We start from the raw sequence: 18,240 nt of genomic DNA on the forward strand, positions 1-18,240 counted from the left end.
ATGATAATTTTCGTGAATGTGTATGTCGAATATATATAAAATAAAAATTATACAAGTGAATTGTGTTGGGCTATTCTGCGCGTGTTATATGCCTTTATTGTCACGTTTTATTTTTCGTTGATATATTGATGGAAATTATTAATTAGCCAACGAATAAATTGACAAGCCCGAACAACTGTTCGGGCTTTTTTTTGATTCCAGCTTAATGCTGAACGAAAGGTGTTACTCGGTACCGCTCTTTTCTGCTTTACCCGCCAGTTGGGCCAGGAAGTCATAGCGTTTTTGCAAATCAGCTGCGGCGTCTTTCCACAGCTGTTCTGCAACTTCTGGCTGTTGGGCATTCAGGCGGCGGAAGCGCTGCTCGTTAAGCAATGTTTCAGCCAGCGCGTCTGAAGGTGGGCGAGAGTCCAGCGCCAGCGGCAATTTACCTTCGTCTGCACGACGCGGGTCAAAGCGGTATAGCGGCCAGAATCCGGTTGCCGTCAGCTGACGCATCTGATCGTGGCTTAGCGCGAGATCATAGCCATGCTCTTCACATGGGCTATAGGCGATAATCAGCGACGGACCCGGATAGGCTTCCGCTTCCTGGATAGCTTTTACCGTCTGGTTCAACTGGGCGCCCAGGGAAATCTGCGCGACATAAACATGTCCGTACATCATCATACTGACGCCCAGATCTTTGCGTGCCTTGCGCTTGCCATGTTCACCAAATTTGGTAACCGCCCCGAGCGGCGTGGCTTTCGACGCTTGTCCGCCCGTGTTGGAGTAACACTGAGTATCCAGTACCAGAATATTGACGTTCTCGGTCAGACTCAGGACGTGATCCAGCCCGCCAAAACCAATATCGTAAGCCCAGCCATCGCCGCCAATCAGCCAGATGGACTTCTCAACTAACGCGTCGGCATCGGTTAACAATTGCTGTGCACCTTCAACATCTTTCAGGTGCTGGCGCAGCGCTGCAACTTGTTCACGACGTACTTCTGGCGTTGCTTCAGCATGCAGGGCATCGTTCAATTCAGCCGGAATATTATCGGCAAACTGTTCCAGTAACCGCATGACGCGCACACGGTGTTGATCCACCGTCAGACGGAAGCCCAGACCAAACTCTGCGTTATCTTCGAACAGAGAGTTTGCCCACGCAGGTCCACGGCCATTGGCATCGGTGGTATACGGCGTTGAGGGGAGGTTACCGCCATAAATTGATGAACAGCCGGTCGCGTTAGCGATCAGCATGCGGTCGCCATACAGCTGCGTAAGCAGTTTGATATACGGCGTTTCACCACAGCCAGAACAGGCGCCAGAATATTCAAACAGCGGAGTGATTAACTGCGAGGTACGGATATCAATGCGTTCAAGCTTGCTGCGGTCGATCTCCGGCAGATTGAGGAAGAAGTTATAGTTAACTTTTTCTTCTTCAACATGCTCAAGGCGCGACATCATATTGATAGCCTTGATTTCCGGGTTCTGGCGATCTTTCGCCGGGCAAACTTCGACGCACAGATTACAGCCGGTGCAATCCTCAGGCGCTACCTGCAGGACATACTTCTGACCGCGCATATCGCGAGATTTCACATCCAGAGAATGCAGGCTGGCAGGAGCGTTTTCCATCGCTTCAGGTGAAACCACTTTGGCGCGGATTGCCGAGTGCGGGCAAGCGGCAACGCAGTGGTTACACTGGGTACACAGCTCTTCCTTCCAGATGGGGATCTCTTCGGCGATATTGCGTTTTTCCCAACGCGTGGTGCCCATTGGCCAGGTGCCGTCTGGCGGCAGCGCGGATACGGGAAGGGCATCACCCAGACCGGCGAGCATTGCCGCGGTGACAGTTTTCACGAAATCGGGCGCGGCATCAGAAACCACCGGTGGGCGGTTTGCGCTGTGCGGATCAACCGGCTGGAGTGCCACTTCGGCGACGGATTCGCGCGCCAGGGCCAGAGCCTGCCAGTTACGTTCAACCAGGTCCTGTCCCTTACTGCTGTAACTTTTCGCAATCGCTCCCTGCAATTCAGCCAACGCGCTGTCGCCGGGTAAGATTTGCGTCAAATGGAAGAAGGCCATTTGCATAACGGTGTTAATACGCGCTGCCAGACCGCATTCGCGGGCGATTTTGGCTGCATTAATCACGTAGAAACGGGCTTTCTTCTGATTCAGTACCGCCTGAACTTCCTGCGGCAAACGCGCCCAGACTTCATCCACACTGTACGGGGTATTGAGCAGGAAGATACCGCCTGGTTTCAGGCGCTCGACCATCTGATACTTATCGATAAATTGCAGTTGGTGACAGCCAACGAAATCGGCTTGCGATACCAGATAAGCAGAGCGAATAGGTTGCTCGCTGACGCGCAGGTGGGAAACCGTCAGACCGCCTGCTTTTTTCGAGTCATAAACGAAATAACCCTGCGCATACCATGGCGTAGAGTTACCAATAATCTTGATATTGTTTTTGGTGGCGGACACGCTACCGTCGCTGCCCAACCCATAAAACAGCGCTTCGAGCTTAGCCGTACCGGGCAGGGTGTTTTCCGGTAACGGTAGCGACAAGTTGGTGACATCATCATAAATGCCGACCGTAAAGCGAGGTTTCGGTTTTGAGCTATTCAGCTCATTAAAGACCGCCATGACGCAGTCTGGACCAAACTCTTTGGAAGAAAGACCATAACGTCCGCCAATCACGCGCGGTAGCGTTTCTCGCTCGCCACAGTTGAAGGCTTCCGCTAACGCGGTCATCACGTCCAGATACAACGGTTCTGCCTGTGCGCCTGGCTCTTTGGTGCGATCCAGGACGGCGATGCTGCGTACGGTTTCCGGCAGCGCGCGCAGTAAATGTCTGGCAGAGAATGGACGGAACAGACGTACTTTCAGAACGCCAACTTTCTCGCCACGTGCCAGCAGATCTTCAACGACTTCCTCACAGGTTCCAATCGCCGAGCCCATTAAGATAATGACGCGCTCAGCCTGAGGATGGCCGTAATATTCAAATGGCTGATACTGGCGACCTGTCGCTGCGGCGAAATCGTTCATCGCCTGTTCTACATGATCGTAAACCGCGTTGTACCACGGGTTTGTTGCCTCGCGTGACTGGAAATAGGTGTCCGGGTTCGCAGACGTACCGCGAATAACCGGATGCTCTGGATTAAGCGCCCGAGCGCGATGAGCATCGATTTCCGCCTGCGGCATCAGTCCGAGGATCGTGTCGTCGGCCAGTGGCACAATTTTATTGATTTCATGGGATGTACGGAAACCATCAAAGAAATGAATAAACGGAACCCGGCTTTTCAGGGTGGCTATTTGCGAAATCAGCGCAAAGTCCTGTGCCTCCTGAACGCTGCTGGCACACAGCATCGCACATCCTGTCTGGCGCACCGCCATCACGTCGGAATGATCGCCAAAGATCGATAATGCGTGAGTAGCAATTGTACGAGCCGCAACGTGCAGTACAAACGGGGTCAACTGACCGGCCAGTTTGTACAGCGTTGGGATCATCAGCAACAGGCCCTGCGATGAGGTAAACGACGTAGAGAGCGCACCTGTCTGCAACGCGCCATGAACGGTTGCGATCGCGCCGCCTTCTGACTGCATTTCTACGACGCGAGGGGTATCCCCCCACACGTTCTTAAGCCCGTTCCCGGCCCAGGCATCCGCCTGCTCAGCCATCGTCGAACTGGGCGTAATCGGGTAGATGGCGATAACCTCGCTGGTACGAAATGCGACTGAAGCAACCGCACCATTACCGTCAATTGTGATCATACTGACACCCTTACATTGCGCAAAAAGAGGGACTCGCATAACGGCGGCGAATCCTGGTTGTTATCTTTCTATTTTAGCAAAAGCGCTAAAGAGAGATTTTCGCTTTTGTGTCCTTGGAATAAACAGAATGAATGGTTTGATCAAAGGAGCAGGCAAAAAATTGCCAGAAAATGTAAACAGTACGCATAAATGCGTATTTTGCCTCTCGACGGCGCTGTTTTCGCTGCCTATTATTTATGGCTGTGTCGTTTGGTTAATATTCAGAGGGGAGTAAGATGCGCGCAGCGTTTTGGGTAGGATGTGCCGCGTTATTATTATCGGCTTGTAGCAGCGAACCTGTTCAGCAGGCAACTGCCGCGCATGTCGCGCCGGGCATGAAGGCAGCAATGTCCAGTTCTGGAGAAGCTAATTGCGCCATGATTGGCGGTTCACTCTCTGTTGCTCGTCAACTGGATGGTTCAGCCATCGGGATGTGTGCGCTACCCAACGGCAAACGCTGTAGTGAGCAGTCGCTTGCCGCCGGAAGTTGTGGTAGCTATTAAGCTCCCGCGTTTCCTACATTAAATCCGCGAGTTTATACGTCAGCGTTTGTTCTGCTGTCGCCAGCGTTAACTGGTCAGCAGTTAGATCGACCTGTGCGCCTTGCTTAAACATTTCGCTGACGATCCCGTCGAGCGCGTTAAGCTGTGGATCGGCGCACATCATACGCGTCATCGCCATATCTTTTACCTTCAACTCACCGTCAGACAGCTTGCCCTGGCCGTGGAATTGATTACACATCTTTCCTGATACCGTCATGTTTTCACCAAAACTTAACTCAGGTGGGTTGTTGGTGGCGGTGACGGCTTTACCATTCACGCTTTGCAAAACGAAGCGATGATGCTGCAACTGTTCGCGATTGACGGAAACTTTTCCATTGCTCACACAGCCAGCCATCAGCATGCTGAGCGCAATCAACGTGACAACTTTCTTCATTAAATTTCTCTACGTTTGTGACGGGGATACATTCAATATAATAATGATACTGAATGTTTTATCATCGGTGATTGTCTGAAAATGCCCCCCTGACGCCAGGGGAGCACAGAGATTAGAAGAGGGCGTTTGGACAGGTCTCGCCTTTGGAAATTTGTGCCAGATTCTGCAGCGTGGTCTCAGAAATGCTGGTTAACGCTTCGGCGGTCAGGAATGCCTGATGACCGGTAAACAGCACGTTATGGCAGGCCGACAGACGACGGAACACATCATCCTGAATCACGTCATTGGATTTATCTTCAAAGAACAGATCGCGTTCGTTTTCATACACGTCCATACCCAGAGAACCAATTTTCTGGTTTTTCAGCGCATCGATAGCGGCTTGCGAGTCGATTAATGCACCACGACTGGTGTTAATGACCATCACGCCGTTTTTCATTTGCTCAAAGGCTTCGTGATTGAGCAGATGATAATTCTCCGGTGTTAACGGGCAGTGCAGAGAGATGACATCGGACTCGGCAAACAGCGTTTTAAGATCAACATACTCAACGCCTAACTCCAGCGCAGCAGCGCTCGGGTAAGGATCGAACGCCAGCAGACGCATACCAAAACCCTTCAGGATCCGCAGTGCAGCAATACCGATTTTACCCGTACCGATCACCCCAGCGGTTTTGCCATACATAGTAAAACCGGTCAGCCCCTCAAGAGAGAAGTTGGCATCACGGGTACGCTGATAGGCGCGGTGAATACGGCGATTCAGCGTCATCATCATGCCAATCGCATGTTCAGCAACGGCCTCTGGTGAATAAGCTGGAACACGCACCACCTGCAGACCCAGCTCTTTTGCTGCGTCGAGATCGACGTTATTGAACCCGGCACAACGCAGCGCGATGTATTTCACGCCATGCTTTTTCAGCTCTTCCAGAACAGGGCGGCTACCATCGTCGTTGACGAAAATGCACACGGCTTCGCAGCCATGGGCGGTTTTGGCTGTTTTTTCAGTCAACAGAAAGTCAAAGAATTCAAGTTCAAAACCAAAAGCCTCGTTAACCTGCTGCAGATACTTCTTGTCGTACTGTTTTGTACTATAGATGGCGAGTTTCATAAGACTTTCTCCAGTGATTTTGACGTCACATTAATCCAATTCAAATTATTTTACAAAATCTAAAAAGTTATTGATAGTCATAGGCGTAATGAATAATTCAGCGTATCTGTTGTTAGTGTGGGCAGGTTACACAATTTCAACAACTGGATATTTTTCTATCCAACTCAACGCCTGGATATCGCGGCAGGTAAAAAGCCAGCCGAATCACATCCGGAAGGCTACGCTTATACAGGTAGCAAATATCGGGAGGGGTCATGTTAACTCACTCTGAAGCAAAACGATGGGCCACCCTAATGCTCAAGGCGGCATTATGCGATGGTATGAAACCTGATGAGATTTCCCGGCAGGTACATCTGGTCTGCGATCATCATGGTAGGGAGTGCCTCGAAGAACTCATCGAGGAAATTCTGATAGAAGCAGGTCGTATAGGACCTAAACATAGCGATGGACAACTGAGGCCTCATTGAGTCTGAATCTTAATATCCCCGACGGCACGTGTAACAGCGTGCCTATAAATCGGTTATCTATCCTTAATGTGGGCATATCCAGCTAAACATGCCACAATACAGGCCTAAACCGGCTTAAATTTTTGCTAAATCAGGATATTAACTACCCATGAAGGGTAAATATAAAGCCGTTCTGGCACTCCTCTTATTATTGATTCTCGTGCCGCTGACGCTAGTGATGACGCTTGGTCTTTGGGTGCCTACGTTGGTGGGTATCTGGTTACCCGTTGGAACTCGCATCGCGCTGGATGAGAGCCCGCGCCTGACACGGCATGGGTTGCATATACCTGAACTCCGCTATCTGGTTGAAGATTGCCCGCTAGCGCGCATTACTCAAGCGGATCTGTCTCACCCCAGCCGCTGGTTGCTGAATGTCGGGACCATCGAGTTGGATTCAGCTTGCCTGGCCAAATTGCCGCAGACAGAGCCGTCGCCAGTGGCGCCCAAAACGCTGGCTGAATGGCAGTCAATGCTGCCCAATACCTGGATTAACATCGACAAACTTATCCTCTCTCCATGGCAGGAATGGCAGGGGAAACTGTCACTCTCGCTCACTCCTTCCACTCAACAGCTGCGTTACCAGGGTGAAAAAGTTAAATTCCAGGGGCGTTTACACGGGCAAAACCTCACGGTAACGGAGCTGGATGTTGCGGCATTTGAAGGCCAGCCGCCGGTAAAACTGGTCGGTGAATTTACTATGCCACTGGTTCCCGATGGGCTACCGGTAAGCGGTCATGCGGTTGCGACGTTAAGCTTGCCGCAAGAGCCTACGCTTGTGGACGCCGAACTGGAGTGGCAAGAAAACAGCGGACAATTGATCGTCATGGCGCGGGATAATGCCGATCCGCTGCTTGACCTTCCGTGGGAAATAACACGTCAGCAACTGACCATCAGCGACGGCCGCTGGAACTGGCCTTATCAGGGATTCCCGTTAAGTGGCCGGATGGGCATAAAAGTTGAAAACTGGCAGGCCGGACTGGAAAACGCGGTGGTGAGCGGGCGTCTGAACGTTCTGACGCATGGCGATGCCGGTAAAGGAAATGCCGTATTAACGCTGGGGCCAGGTAAGCTTGGCATGGATAGTAGCGATATGCCGCTACAGTTGACTGGTGAAGCGAAACAGGGCGATCTGATCTTCTACGCGAAATTACCCGCCAGACTTACCGGAAGTCTGAATGATCCACAATTAGCTTTCGAGCCTGGGGCGCTGCTGCGCTCACGTGGGCGGGTGATTGATTCGCTGGATATTGACGAGATTCGCTGGCCGTTGGCAGGTGTAAAAGTCACACAACGCGGTGTGGATGGACGTCTGCAGGCTATTTTACGTGCGCATGAAAACCAGATGGGAGGCTTTGAACTACATCTGGATGGCCTGGCAAATGATTTTCTTCCTGATGCCGGTCGTTGGCAGTGGCGATATTGGGGGGAAGGCAGCTTTACGCCGATGCATGCCCGTTGGGACGTAGCGGGTAAGGGAGAATGGCATGACAACACCCTGCGGCTATTTGATCTTTCCACCGGATTTGATCATCTGCAATACGGCACGATGAAGGTGGAAAAACCACGTCTGGTGATGGACGAACCAATCGTCTGGGTACGGGATGCAACCAAACCGACATTTAGCGGCGCGCTGTCGCTGGATGCAGGGAACACCACCTTCACCGGGGGAAGCGTGTTACCGCCGTCGACGCTGAAGTTCAGCGTGGAAGGTAGCGATCCGACAATTTTCCAGTTCAAAGGTCAGCTTCACGCGGGGGCGATTGGCCCCGTACAACTGAATGGTCGTTGGGACGGGATCCGCCTGCGCGGACAGGCCTGGTGGCCAAAACAATCGCTCACCGTATTCCAGCCTCTGATCCCACCTGACTGGAAAATGAAGCTACGTGAAGGTGATCTGTATGCGCAGGTCGCGTTTTCGGCAGCTCCGGAGCAGGGCTTTGAAGCGGGCGGTCATGGGGTGTTAAAAGGCGGTAGCGCCTGGATGCCCGATAACCAAATCAACGGTGTCGATTTTGTCTTGCCTTTCCGGTTCAGTGAAGGTGCGTGGCAACTGGGAACGCGTGGGCCTATTTCACTGCGTATTGCGGAAGTGGTGAATCAGGTGACGGTGAAGAATATCGCCGCCGATCTGCAGGGGGCGTACCCCTGGAGTGAAAACAACCCATTACTGTTGAGCGATGTCAGTGCCGACCTGCTGGGGGGCAAAATCATCATGCAGCAGCTGCGGATGCCGCAGCACGACCCGGCCTTATTGCGGGTGCAGAATATCTCCTCCAGCGAGCTTATCAGTGCGGTTAACCCCAAACAGTTCGCCATGTCTGGCCCGGTCAGTGGCGCGTTGCCATTATGGCTGGATAACGAAAAATGGATCATTAAAGACGGCTGGTTGACTAATCCAGGGCCGATGACGTTGCGTATTGATAAGGACACGGCGGATGCGGTTGTCAAAGATAACATGGCGGCGGGGGCGGCCATTAACTGGCTGCGTTATATGGAAATAAGCCATTCGTGGACGAAAATAAATCTGGATAACCTCGGTGTCTTAACCATGCAGTCAACCGTGACAGGCAATAGTCGGGTGGATGGCAAAGTAGGGACGGTTAATTTGAATTATACCCACGAGGAAAACGTCTTTACGCTATGGCGCAGTTTGCGTTTTGGCGACAATTTACAGGCATGGCTTGAACAAAATGCAGCGCTGCCGGAAACCCATTGCCCGGAAGGCAAGGAATGTGAGGAACAACAATGAAAACGATAGCTGCCATGCTGGGCCTGCTGACTTCATCTCTGCTGGTAGGGTGCACTCCCAGAATCGAAGTGGCTGCGCCAAAAGAGCCCATCACCATTAATATGAACGTCAAAATCGAGCATGAGATCCATATCAAAGTTGATAAAGACGTCGAAAGTTTATTGAAATCGCGCAGCGATTTGTTCTGAGGTCATGATGAGAAAACAGTTTGCAGTGGCGCTGGTCGTCCTGAGTTTACTCAGTAGCAATGCGTGGGCATTGACCCTGAATGAAGCCAGAACGCAGGGTCGAGTAGGGGAAACGCTCAATGGCTATCTGGTTGCATTGCAAACCGATGCCGAAACGCAGGCACTGGTGAGTGAGATTAATAAAGCGCGCCACGCCAGCTATCAGCAACTGGCAGAGAGCAATAAGATTCCGCCAGATGAAGTGGCGAAAATGGCCGGGCAAAAGCTGGTTGCTCGCGCTAAACCGGGAGAGTATGTGCAGGGTATTAATGGTAAGTGGTTGAGAAAAGAGTAAATCGCTTTTTCACACAGCCAGAGGGACACGACGCTGAATTATTCATCGACATCGCAATAGTTGCCACACGGCATCAAATTGAGGCTGATATAGTTCTACACCGGTCGCGTTGCGGAGTGAAATCATGTGGCTTCTCAAGTGGTATGTCTGGAATCGTTGGGTATTCAAGCTGTTAAGCCGGGATGTCGCGGAGCCTGAACAATTTTTGCTGCATTGCTGGGAAGAGAATCTGGCGAAATGCAGGGATTATGCAACCATCTGGCGTGATATTAATCGCATTCACGGCAAACAGGTTCGGGTACAGGTCAAGAAGTAAATACTGGAGAAACCCTCCCACCGGATGGTGAGAGGGGGAATTATCAGGCAGCGACGACGCTGTCGATAGCGGCTTTCGCATCGGACTGTGCTTTGGTCGCCACTTCCGGGCCGTAAGCAATACCTTCAGCAAAGACGACATTCACGTCGGTGATGCCGATAAAGCCCAGGAATACGTTCAGGTACGGCGTGATCAGGTCGGTCGGTGTATCTTTGTGAATACCACCACGGCTGGTCAGCACCACAGCGCGTTTACCCGTCACCAGACCTTCCGGGCCTTTCTCGGTATAACGGAAAGTCACACCAGCACGGGCAATCAGGTCAAAGTAGTTTTTCAGCTGCGTTGGGATGTTGAAGTTATACATCGGCGCGGCGATAACAATCACATCATGCGCTTTCAGCTCAGCAATCAGCTCATCGGACAGCGCCAGCGCTTCTTGCTGACGCGGCGTCAGCGGTGTATCGCTCGGGCGCATCGCACCCACCAGTTCGCCATCCAGTACCGGTACAGGATTTGCAGCCAGGTCACGGACAGTGATTTCATCAGCAGAGTGCTTTTCACGCCACTGTTCAACAAAATAATCAGACAACTGACCAGACTGAGAGTACCCTGCCAGAATACTGGATTTAAGAACTAATACCTTGCTCATGGGTGTTTCCTTTTATGTGTTTGAAGGGGGAGTGCCCCGTTGCTTGTTGACACTTTATTCACAATCCTGTCGCAGTGATAGCGCAATATATCGAATCCTATGTTCGAAATTATTGAACAACACATGAAAAGCGCCGATGTGGTACTCTATACCCATCATCTAAAAGAGATTTAACCCGGCAGAGCACTGCCTTTTAACGCTATGACAGAACAACAAAAATTAACCTTCAACATGTTGCAGCAACAGCTGGACTCACTGATGCTGCGTGACAGACAGCGTTTTGCCCGCCGCCTGCACGGTGTGAAGAAGGTTAAAAATCCTGATGCACAACAGGCCATTTACCAGGAGATGGCGAAAGAGATTGAGCAGGCAGCCGGTAAAGTTGTGCTGCGTGAAGCGGCGCGTCCGGAAATCAGCTACCCGGAAAACCTGCCCGTCAGCCAGAAAAAACAGGATATTCTGGACGCTATTCGCGACCATCAGGTGGTGATTGTCGCCGGTGAGACCGGTTCGGGGAAAACTACCCAGTTACCCAAAATTTGTATGGAACTGGGGCGCGGGGTAAAAGGGCTGATCGGCCATACCCAGCCGCGTCGTCTGGCGGCGCGCACCGTGGCGAACCGTATTGCGGAAGAGCTGCAAACGGAGCCGGGCGGCTGTATCGGTTATAAGGTTCGTTTTAGCGATCATGTCAGTGATAACACCATGGTCAAGCTGATGACGGACGGTATCCTGCTGGCGGAAATCCAACAGGATCGGCTGCTTATGCAGTACGACACCATCATCATCGATGAAGCGCATGAACGCAGTCTGAATATCGATTTTCTGCTCGGCTATCTAAAAGAGCTTCTGCCGCGCCGTCCGGATCTAAAAATTATCATCACTTCGGCGACCATCGATCCTGAACGTTTTTCAAAGCATTTCAATAACGCGCCGATTATCGAAGTCTCTGGCCGGACGTATCCGGTGGAAGTTCGCTATCGTCCGATTGTTGAAGATGCAGATGACACCGAACGTGACCAGTTGCAGGCGATTTTTGATGCCGTAGATGAACTGGGACGTGAAGGGCCTGGCGACATTCTGATCTTCATGAGCGGTGAACGTGAAATTCGCGATACCGCCGATGCGCTGAATAAGCTGGATTTACGCCATACCGAAGTGCTACCGCTGTATGCACGCCTTTCCAACAGCGAACAGAATCGCGTGTTCCAGTCGCACAGCGGTCGCCGTATCGTGCTGGCGACCAACGTGGCGGAAACCTCGCTCACCGTGCCGGGAATTAAGTATGTAATTGATCCGGGCACCGCGCGTATCAGTCGCTACAGTTACCGCACTAAAGTTCAGCGTTTGCCGATTGAACCGGTGTCGCAGGCCTCTGCTAACCAGCGTAAAGGCCGCTGCGGTCGTGTTTCGGAAGGGATCTGTATTCGTCTGTATTCCGAAGACGATTTCCTGTCGCGTCCGGAGTTTACCGACCCGGAGATCCTGCGTACCAACCTGGCATCCGTTATTTTGCAGATGACCGCATTGGGACTGGGCGATATCGCGGCGTTCCCGTTTGTTGAAGCGCCTGATAAGCGCAATATTCAGGACGGTGTACGCCTGCTCGAAGAGCTGGGGGCGATAACCACCGACGAACAGGCAACCGCATACAAGTTAACGCCGTTGGGCCGTCAGCTGTCGCAACTTCCGGTGGACCCACGGCTGGCGCGCATGGTGCTGGAAGCGCAAAAACATGGCTGTGTGCGCGAAGCGATGATCATTACCTCAGCGTTATCCATTCAGGATCCGCGCGAGCGTCCGATGGACAAGCAGCAGGCTTCCGACGAGAAACATCGCCGCTTCCACGACAAAGAGTCTGATTTTCTTGCATTTGTGAACCTGTGGAACTATCTCGGCGAACAGCAAAAAGCACTGTCGTCAAACCAGTTCCGTCGCCAGTGCAAAGTCGATTTCCTGAATTATCTGCGCGTGCGCGAGTGGCAGGATATCTACACGCAACTGAGGCAGGTAGTGAAAGAGCTGGGTATTCCGGTCAACAGCGAACCTGCTGAATATCGGGAGATCCACGTCGCGTTGCTGACTGGTTTACTGTCGCATATCGGCATGAAGGATGCAGATAAACAGGAGTTTACCGGGGCGCGTAACGCTCGCTTCTCGATCTTCCCGGGTTCGGGTTTATTCAAAAAGCCGCCGAAGTGGACGATGGTAGCGGAGCTGGTGGAAACCAGCCGTCTGTGGGGACGTATTGCCGCGCGTATCGATCCTGAATGGGTGGAACCGGTAGCCCAGCATCTGATCAAACGTTCATACAGTGAGCCGCACTGGGAACGCGCGCAGGGTGCTGTGATGGCGACAGAAAAAGTCACCGTCTACGGCTTACCGATTGTTGCGGCCCGTAAGGTGAACTACAGCCAGATCGATCCCGCACTGTCGCGTGAGTTGTTCATCCGCCATGCGCTGGTGGAAGGCGACTGGCAAACGCGCCATGCGTTTTTCCGTGACAATCTGAAGTTGCGGGCCGAGGTGGAAGAGTTAGAGCACAAATCACGCCGTCGCGACATTCTGGTCGATGATGAGACGTTATTTGAGTTTTACGACCAACGTATCAGTCATGACGTGGTTTCTGCTCGTCACTTTGATAGCTGGTGGAAAAAGGTCAGCCGTGAAACGCCGGATCTGCTCAACTTTGAAAAGAGCATGCTCATCAAAGAGGGCGCGGAGAAAATCAGCAAGCTGGATTATCCGAACTTCTGGCATCAGGGCAACCTTAAGCTACGCCTGAGTTATCAGTTCGAACCGGGAGCCGATGCGGACGGTGTTACCGTACATATTCCACTCCCGCTGCTCAATCAGATCGAAGAGAGCGGTTTTGAATGGCAAATTCCAGGACTGCGCCGCGAACTGGTGATCGCCCTGATTAAGTCGTTGCCGAAACCGGTACGCCGCAACTTTGTGCCCGCGCCGAACTATGCGGAAGCGTTTTTAGGCCGCGTCACGCCGCTGGAACTGCCGCTGCTGGACGCGCTGGAGCGTGAACTGCGCCGTATGACCGGTGTCACAGTTGACCGTGAAGACTGGCACTGGGATCAGGTGCCCGATCACCTAAAAATCACCTTCCGGGTGGTGGATGATAAGAACAAGAGGCTACAGGAAGGGCGTTCGCTACAGGATTTAAAAGACGCGCTGAAGGGCAAAGTTCAGGAAACATTGTCTGCGGTGGCCGATGACGGTATCGAACAGAGCGGATTGCACATCTGGAGCTTTGGCCAGCTTCCGGAAAGTTACGAGCAAAAACGCGGTAACTATAAGGTAAAAGCGTGGCCAGCGCTGGTCGATGAGCGTGATAGCGTTGCCATCAAACTGTTTGATAATCCGCTGGAGCAACAGCAGGCGATGTGGTGCGGTTTACGCCGCCTGTTACTGCTGAATATTCCTTCGCCAATCAAATATTTGCACGAGAAGCTGCCCAATAAAGCCAAGCTGGGGCTGTACTTTAACCCATACGGTAAAGTGCTGGATTTGATTGACGACTGTATCTCCTGCGGTGTGGATCAGTTAATTGACGCCAACGGTGGTCCGGTGTGGACCGAAGAAGGCTTTGCGGCGTTGCATGAAAAAGTGCGGGCTGAACTGAACGATACGGTGGTGGAGATTGCGAAGCAGGTCGAACAGATCCTGACCGCAGTGTTTAATATCAACAAACGTCTGAAAGGGCGCGTGGATATGACCATGGCGCTGGGTCTTGCGGATATCAAATCGCAAATGGGCGGACTGGTGTACCGTGGGTTTGTTACCGGCAACGGTTTCAAACGTCTGGGCGATACGTTGCGTTATTTGCAGGCTATTGAAAAACGTCTGGAAAAACTGGCTATCGACCCGCACCGTGACCGTGCGCAGATGTTGAAAGTCGACAGTGTGCAGCAGGCCTGGCAGCAGTGGTTCAATAAACTGCCTCCCGCGCGCCGTCAAGATGCCGATGTTAAAGAGATCCGCTGGATGATAGAAGAGCTGCGCGTCAGCTATTTTGCCCAGCAGCTTGGTACGCCGTATCCGATCTCCGATAAACGTATTCTGCAGGCGATGGAGCAGATTTCGGGATAAATCGGTGCAGGACTGTAGGCCGGATGAAGCGTAGCCGCCATCCGGCATCTGTACCCGATAAAGATAAACACCAGGAGTCATCAATATGAGTCAGTTTCCGACACTTTCCGCAACCACTCTTGTGGCTATCAATACCGTAGGGCGATGGCTGGCGCAGAATGATTTTACGGGGAATATCACCGTTCAGTCAGATTGCGTGATTCTGGCAGGGAACGCAGTTATTCCAACCATCGACGCTGCTTGTCGGATCGCGAAAGAGCAACAGGTTCCCTTGCTGATTAGCGGTGGTATCGGTCATTCCACGCGCTTTCTGTACGATGCGATTGCCCAGCATCCGCGTTATAACATCATTCGTACTACCGGACGCGCGGAAGCGGCGATCCTTGCCGATATTGCTCACCAGTTCTGGCAAATTCCAGGTGAGAAAATTTGGGTGGAAGATCAGTCGACAAACTGCGGTGAGAATGCCCGATTTAGCTGTGCGTTACTGAATCAGGCGGCAGAAAGCATTCATACCGTCATTGTGGTGCAGGATCCCACTATGCAACGCCGCACAATGGCCACGTTTCAGCGCGTAACCCGCGATGAGCAACATGCGCCGCGCTGGTTGAGTTTCCCTGGTTTCATTCCTGAACTGGCCCAACAGCACAACGGCGTGGATTTTGTGCCCGCCGCAGAAGGTCTGTGGTCGGTAGAACGCTATCTTTCTCTCATTACCGGTGAACTTCCGCGCTTGCGGGATGATGCTGCCGGGTATGGACCCTGTGGACACGATTTTATCGTACATGTCGATATTCCCCAGGACGTCGAGCAAGCCTGGCAGCAGCTAAAAAATGATACCGCGCTGACCGACTTACTGGAGAGCCGTTCTCTGTAATTCTTGCTGCCCGTTTGTCGGCGTTTTATGGCAAACGGGCAGAAAGCCCACCCGTTTTTTCTCTTCATCATCACTTTTCCAGACGCTTTTATGAAGCAGTTCACAGAACCGCCACTCCAGCGATAATGCGTCATGCATGATTGATATTAATTAACAATAGTTTTACTTGTTAAAAACAAATCAATCACAGGAGAGCCGCATGTCAGTACCCGTACAACATCCTATGTATATCGATGGGCAGTTTGTGACCTGGCACGATGACGCCTGGATTGATGTCATCAATCCGGCCACGGAAGAGATTATCTCGCGTATTCCCGATGGACGTGCCGAAGATGCGCGTAAAGCGATCGATGCTGCGGATCGCGCTCAGCCGCAATGGGAAGCGTTGCCTGCCATTGAACGGGCAAACTGGTTACGCAAAATTTCTGCGGGTATCCGCCAGCGAGCCGATGAAATCAGCGCGTTGATTGTGGCGGAAGGTGGAAAAATTCAACAACTGGCCGACGTTGAAGTCGCGTTTACCGCCGACTATATCGATTACATGGCAGAGTGGGCGCGTCGCTATGAAGGCGAGATCCTGCAAAGCGATCGCCCGGGTGAGAATATCCTGCTGTTTAAGCGCGCACTGGGCGTGACGACGGGCATTCTGCCGTGGAACTTCCCGTTTTTCCTGATTGCCCGCAAACTGGCTCCCGCCTTGCTGACGGGGAATACCATCGTCATTAAGCCGAGTGAATTCACACCGAATAACGCCATCGCTTTTGCCAAAATTGTTGATGACATTGGTTTACCGCGCGGGGTCTTTAACCTGGTGCTGGGACGCGGTGAAACGGTCGGTCAGGAGCTGGCCGGAAACCCGAAGGTCGCCATGGTGAGCATGACCGGTAGCGTCGGTGCAGGTGAGAAAATTATGGCCGCAGCGGCCAAAAACATCACCAAAGTTTGTCTGGAGTTGGGTGGAAAAGCCCCGGCTATCGTGATGGACGATGCTGACCTTGAGCTGGCGGTGAAGGCCATTGTTGATTCGCGGGTGATTAATACCGGACAGGTATGCAACTGTGCCGAGCGCGTATACGTTCAGAAAGGTATCTATGACCAGTTCGTTAATCGTCTGGGTGAGGCGATGAAAGCCGTGCAGTTTGGCAATCCGGCCGAACGCAATGACATTGCGATGGGACCGCTGATTAACGCCGCTGCGCTGGATCGTGTGGAGCAGAAAGTCGCACGAGCTGTGCAGGAAGGGGCCAGAGTGGTGTTGGGCGGTAAGGCTGTTGTCGGCAAAGGTTATTATTATCCGCCGACGTTACTGTTAGACGTGCGTCAGGAAATGGCGATTATGCACGAGGAGACGTTTGGTCCAGTGCTGCCGGTGGTGGCGTTTGATACGCTGGAACAGGCGCTGACGATGGCGAATGACAGCGACTACGGTCTGACCTCATCGATCTATACGCAGAATCTGAATACGGCAATGAAGGCGATTAAGGGGCTGAAGTTTGGCGAAACCTATATTAATCGTGAAAACTTCGAGGCGATGCAGGGCTTCCACGCTGGCTGGCGCAAGTCCGGGATTGGCGGGGCAGATGGTAAACACGGTCTGAACGAATACCTGCAAACGCAGGTAGTGTATTTGCAGTCTTAAGTTTTTCGCCGGGTGAGCCTGTAGGTCACCCGGCGCCATTCTCACACTTTGGTGGCGATCCAGTTCATCATCATTTCCGGCCAGATGGCCAGCGGTAACCCTTGCGCATCGCGAATACCAAATCCGTGCTTACCGCGTTCAAACAGATGCATTTCGACCGAAACTCCCTGCTCACGTAGCGCATTAAAGAAGACCAGGCTGTTTTCTACTTTCACAGCCGGATCGTCGATGGCGTGTAGCAGGAACGTCGGCGGCGTTGTGCTATCCACACGTTCTTCCAGAGAATAGTGGTGCAGATCTTCCTTTTCAGGCGTAGCGCCAACCAGCTCAAGACGAGATCCCGTGTGACCGATGTCTTCGCGCAGGGTGATCACCGGGTACACCAGCGCCATAAACGCAGGGCGCGCAGGTTGTTCGTCTACGCTATCAATTGGTGTATAAACCGGTTCGGCAAACCGGGTTCCCAGACTGGCTGCTACGTGACCACCAGAAGAGAAGCCTAATACGCCAATACGATCAGGGTTAATTTTCCATTCATGGGCGTTGGCGCGAATGTAGCGCATGGCGCGTTGGGCATCGGCCAGCGGCGCGTTTGCACCTTCCTCATGGCCATCACCCGGCATGCGGTAGGTCATCACAAACAGGGTATAACCGCGAGCGTTAAAGAATGGTGCCAGTACGCTGCCTTCTTTATCCATCACCACGCGACGATAAGAGCCGCCTGGCGTGACAAGGATCCCTATGCCGTTAGGTTTTGCGGGGGCATAAACGGTAATTTCCGGGGCGCGAATCCCGGTGACCGCGCGATCATACTGAGATGTTCCTGTATGTCGGGGTTCAGGCGTACACACCGCATCGCTGTTTTTTGCTCCGGGAGCTTCACCCTGCGGCCAGAATGAGACGATGGCGGCCTTAGCAACGGCTTGCTCCATCATGTTTTCTAATGTTTCACGACTCAGTGCTTCCATTACTATGCTCCCTCAGTGGCAAAGGTTAGCTATAGCACAGTCAGTGAATCGAAAACGGGGAGAGACTCACAACGTATTGAATTCGC

General features: G+C 52.4%; 13 protein-coding genes. 8 read left to right on the top strand and 5 right to left on the bottom strand.

All coding sequences use genetic code 11. The features are described from left to right. Positions 1-222: 222 nt before the first annotated feature. Positions 223-3,747, bottom strand: coding sequence for a pyruvate:ferredoxin (flavodoxin) oxidoreductase (gene nifJ, locus OGY83_RS04335; protein WP_286635334.1), 3,525 nt, complete (start codon positions 3,745-3,747; stop codon positions 223-225). Between the two features lie 275 nt (positions 3,748-4,022). Between nifJ and OGY83_RS04340 the strand changes: the two genes are divergently transcribed. After that, positions 4,023-4,289 (top strand): putative hemolysin, encoded by a 267-nt coding sequence (locus OGY83_RS04340; protein ID WP_003833199.1) that lies wholly within the window; start codon positions 4,023-4,025, stop codon positions 4,287-4,289. Positions 4,290-4,302: 13 nt separating this feature from the next. Here OGY83_RS04340 and hslJ read toward each other — a convergent pair whose 3' ends face one another. Together hslJ and OGY83_RS04350 are read right to left on the bottom strand one after the other, a co-directional pair. After that, positions 4,303-4,722, bottom strand: coding sequence for a heat shock protein HslJ (hslJ, locus tag OGY83_RS04345; RefSeq protein ID WP_048216300.1), 420 nt, complete (start codon positions 4,720-4,722; stop codon positions 4,303-4,305). A 112-nt stretch (positions 4,723-4,834) separates the two neighbouring features. After that, positions 4,835-5,824 carry a 2-hydroxyacid dehydrogenase gene (locus OGY83_RS04350; RefSeq protein WP_003833196.1) on the bottom strand — a complete coding sequence of 330 codons (990 nt, stop codon included), beginning with the start codon at positions 5,822-5,824 and terminating at the stop codon, positions 4,835-4,837. Between the two features lie 615 nt (positions 5,825-6,439). Here OGY83_RS04350 and OGY83_RS04355 point away from each other — a divergent pair. The 4 genes from OGY83_RS04355 to OGY83_RS04370 all read left to right on the top strand — a co-directional run bounded on the left by OGY83_RS04355 (position 6,440) and on the right by OGY83_RS04370 (position 9,917). Further along, complete coding sequence (locus tag OGY83_RS04355) at positions 6,440-9,079, top strand: YdbH family protein (RefSeq protein ID WP_286635335.1); 2,640 nt, start codon at positions 6,440-6,442, stop codon at positions 9,077-9,079. After that, positions 9,076-9,267: a YnbE family lipoprotein gene (locus OGY83_RS04360; protein WP_008784882.1), complete on the top strand. Its 192-nt coding sequence runs from the start codon at positions 9,076-9,078 to the stop codon at positions 9,265-9,267. The genes OGY83_RS04355 and OGY83_RS04360 overlap by 4 nt, the downstream gene beginning before the upstream one ends. A gap of 7 nt (positions 9,268-9,274) precedes the next feature. Beyond that, on the top strand, positions 9,275-9,601 hold the full coding sequence (locus tag OGY83_RS04365; protein ID WP_123267259.1) for a YdbL family probable chaperone protein: 327 nt from the start codon (positions 9,275-9,277) through the stop codon (positions 9,599-9,601). A 124-nt stretch (positions 9,602-9,725) separates the two neighbouring features. Beyond that, positions 9,726-9,917: a hypothetical protein gene (locus OGY83_RS04370; protein WP_043016219.1), complete on the top strand. Its 192-nt coding sequence runs from the start codon at positions 9,726-9,728 to the stop codon at positions 9,915-9,917. A gap of 43 nt (positions 9,918-9,960) precedes the next feature. On the opposite strand, the gene azoR is transcribed toward OGY83_RS04370, so the two are convergent. After that, positions 9,961-10,566 carry an FMN-dependent NADH-azoreductase gene (azoR, locus tag OGY83_RS04375; RefSeq protein ID WP_079937336.1) on the bottom strand — a complete coding sequence of 202 codons (606 nt, stop codon included), beginning with the start codon at positions 10,564-10,566 and terminating at the stop codon, positions 9,961-9,963. 201 nt (positions 10,567-10,767) lie between these two features. Between azoR and hrpA the strand changes: the two genes are divergently transcribed. The 3 genes from hrpA (at position 10,768) to aldA (ending at position 17,186) form a co-directional block, all read left to right on the top strand. Continuing rightward, positions 10,768-14,670 carry an ATP-dependent RNA helicase HrpA gene (hrpA, locus tag OGY83_RS04380; protein ID WP_191235313.1) on the top strand — a complete coding sequence of 1,301 codons (3,903 nt, stop codon included), beginning with the start codon at positions 10,768-10,770 and terminating at the stop codon, positions 14,668-14,670. Between the two features lie 85 nt (positions 14,671-14,755). Beyond that, positions 14,756-15,547 carry a YdcF family protein gene (locus OGY83_RS04385; RefSeq protein WP_286635336.1) on the top strand — a complete coding sequence of 264 codons (792 nt, stop codon included), beginning with the start codon at positions 14,756-14,758 and terminating at the stop codon, positions 15,545-15,547. 199 nt (positions 15,548-15,746) lie between these two features. Then, positions 15,747-17,186 carry an aldehyde dehydrogenase gene (gene aldA / locus OGY83_RS04390; protein ID WP_191214508.1) on the top strand — a complete coding sequence of 480 codons (1,440 nt, stop codon included), beginning with the start codon at positions 15,747-15,749 and terminating at the stop codon, positions 17,184-17,186. A gap of 41 nt (positions 17,187-17,227) precedes the next feature. Here the strand turns inward: aldA and OGY83_RS04395 are convergent, their stop codons facing one another. Next, entirely contained in the window at positions 17,228-18,154 is a 927-nt protein-coding gene (locus OGY83_RS04395) for an alpha/beta hydrolase (RefSeq protein WP_286635337.1), read from the bottom strand. Positions 18,155-18,240 lie beyond the last annotated feature (86 nt).

Origin of the sequence: Citrobacter sp. Cpo090 (assembly GCF_030332665.1) — a bacterium.
GTDB classification, from domain to species: domain Bacteria; phylum Pseudomonadota; class Gammaproteobacteria; order Enterobacterales; family Enterobacteriaceae; genus Citrobacter; species Citrobacter portucalensis.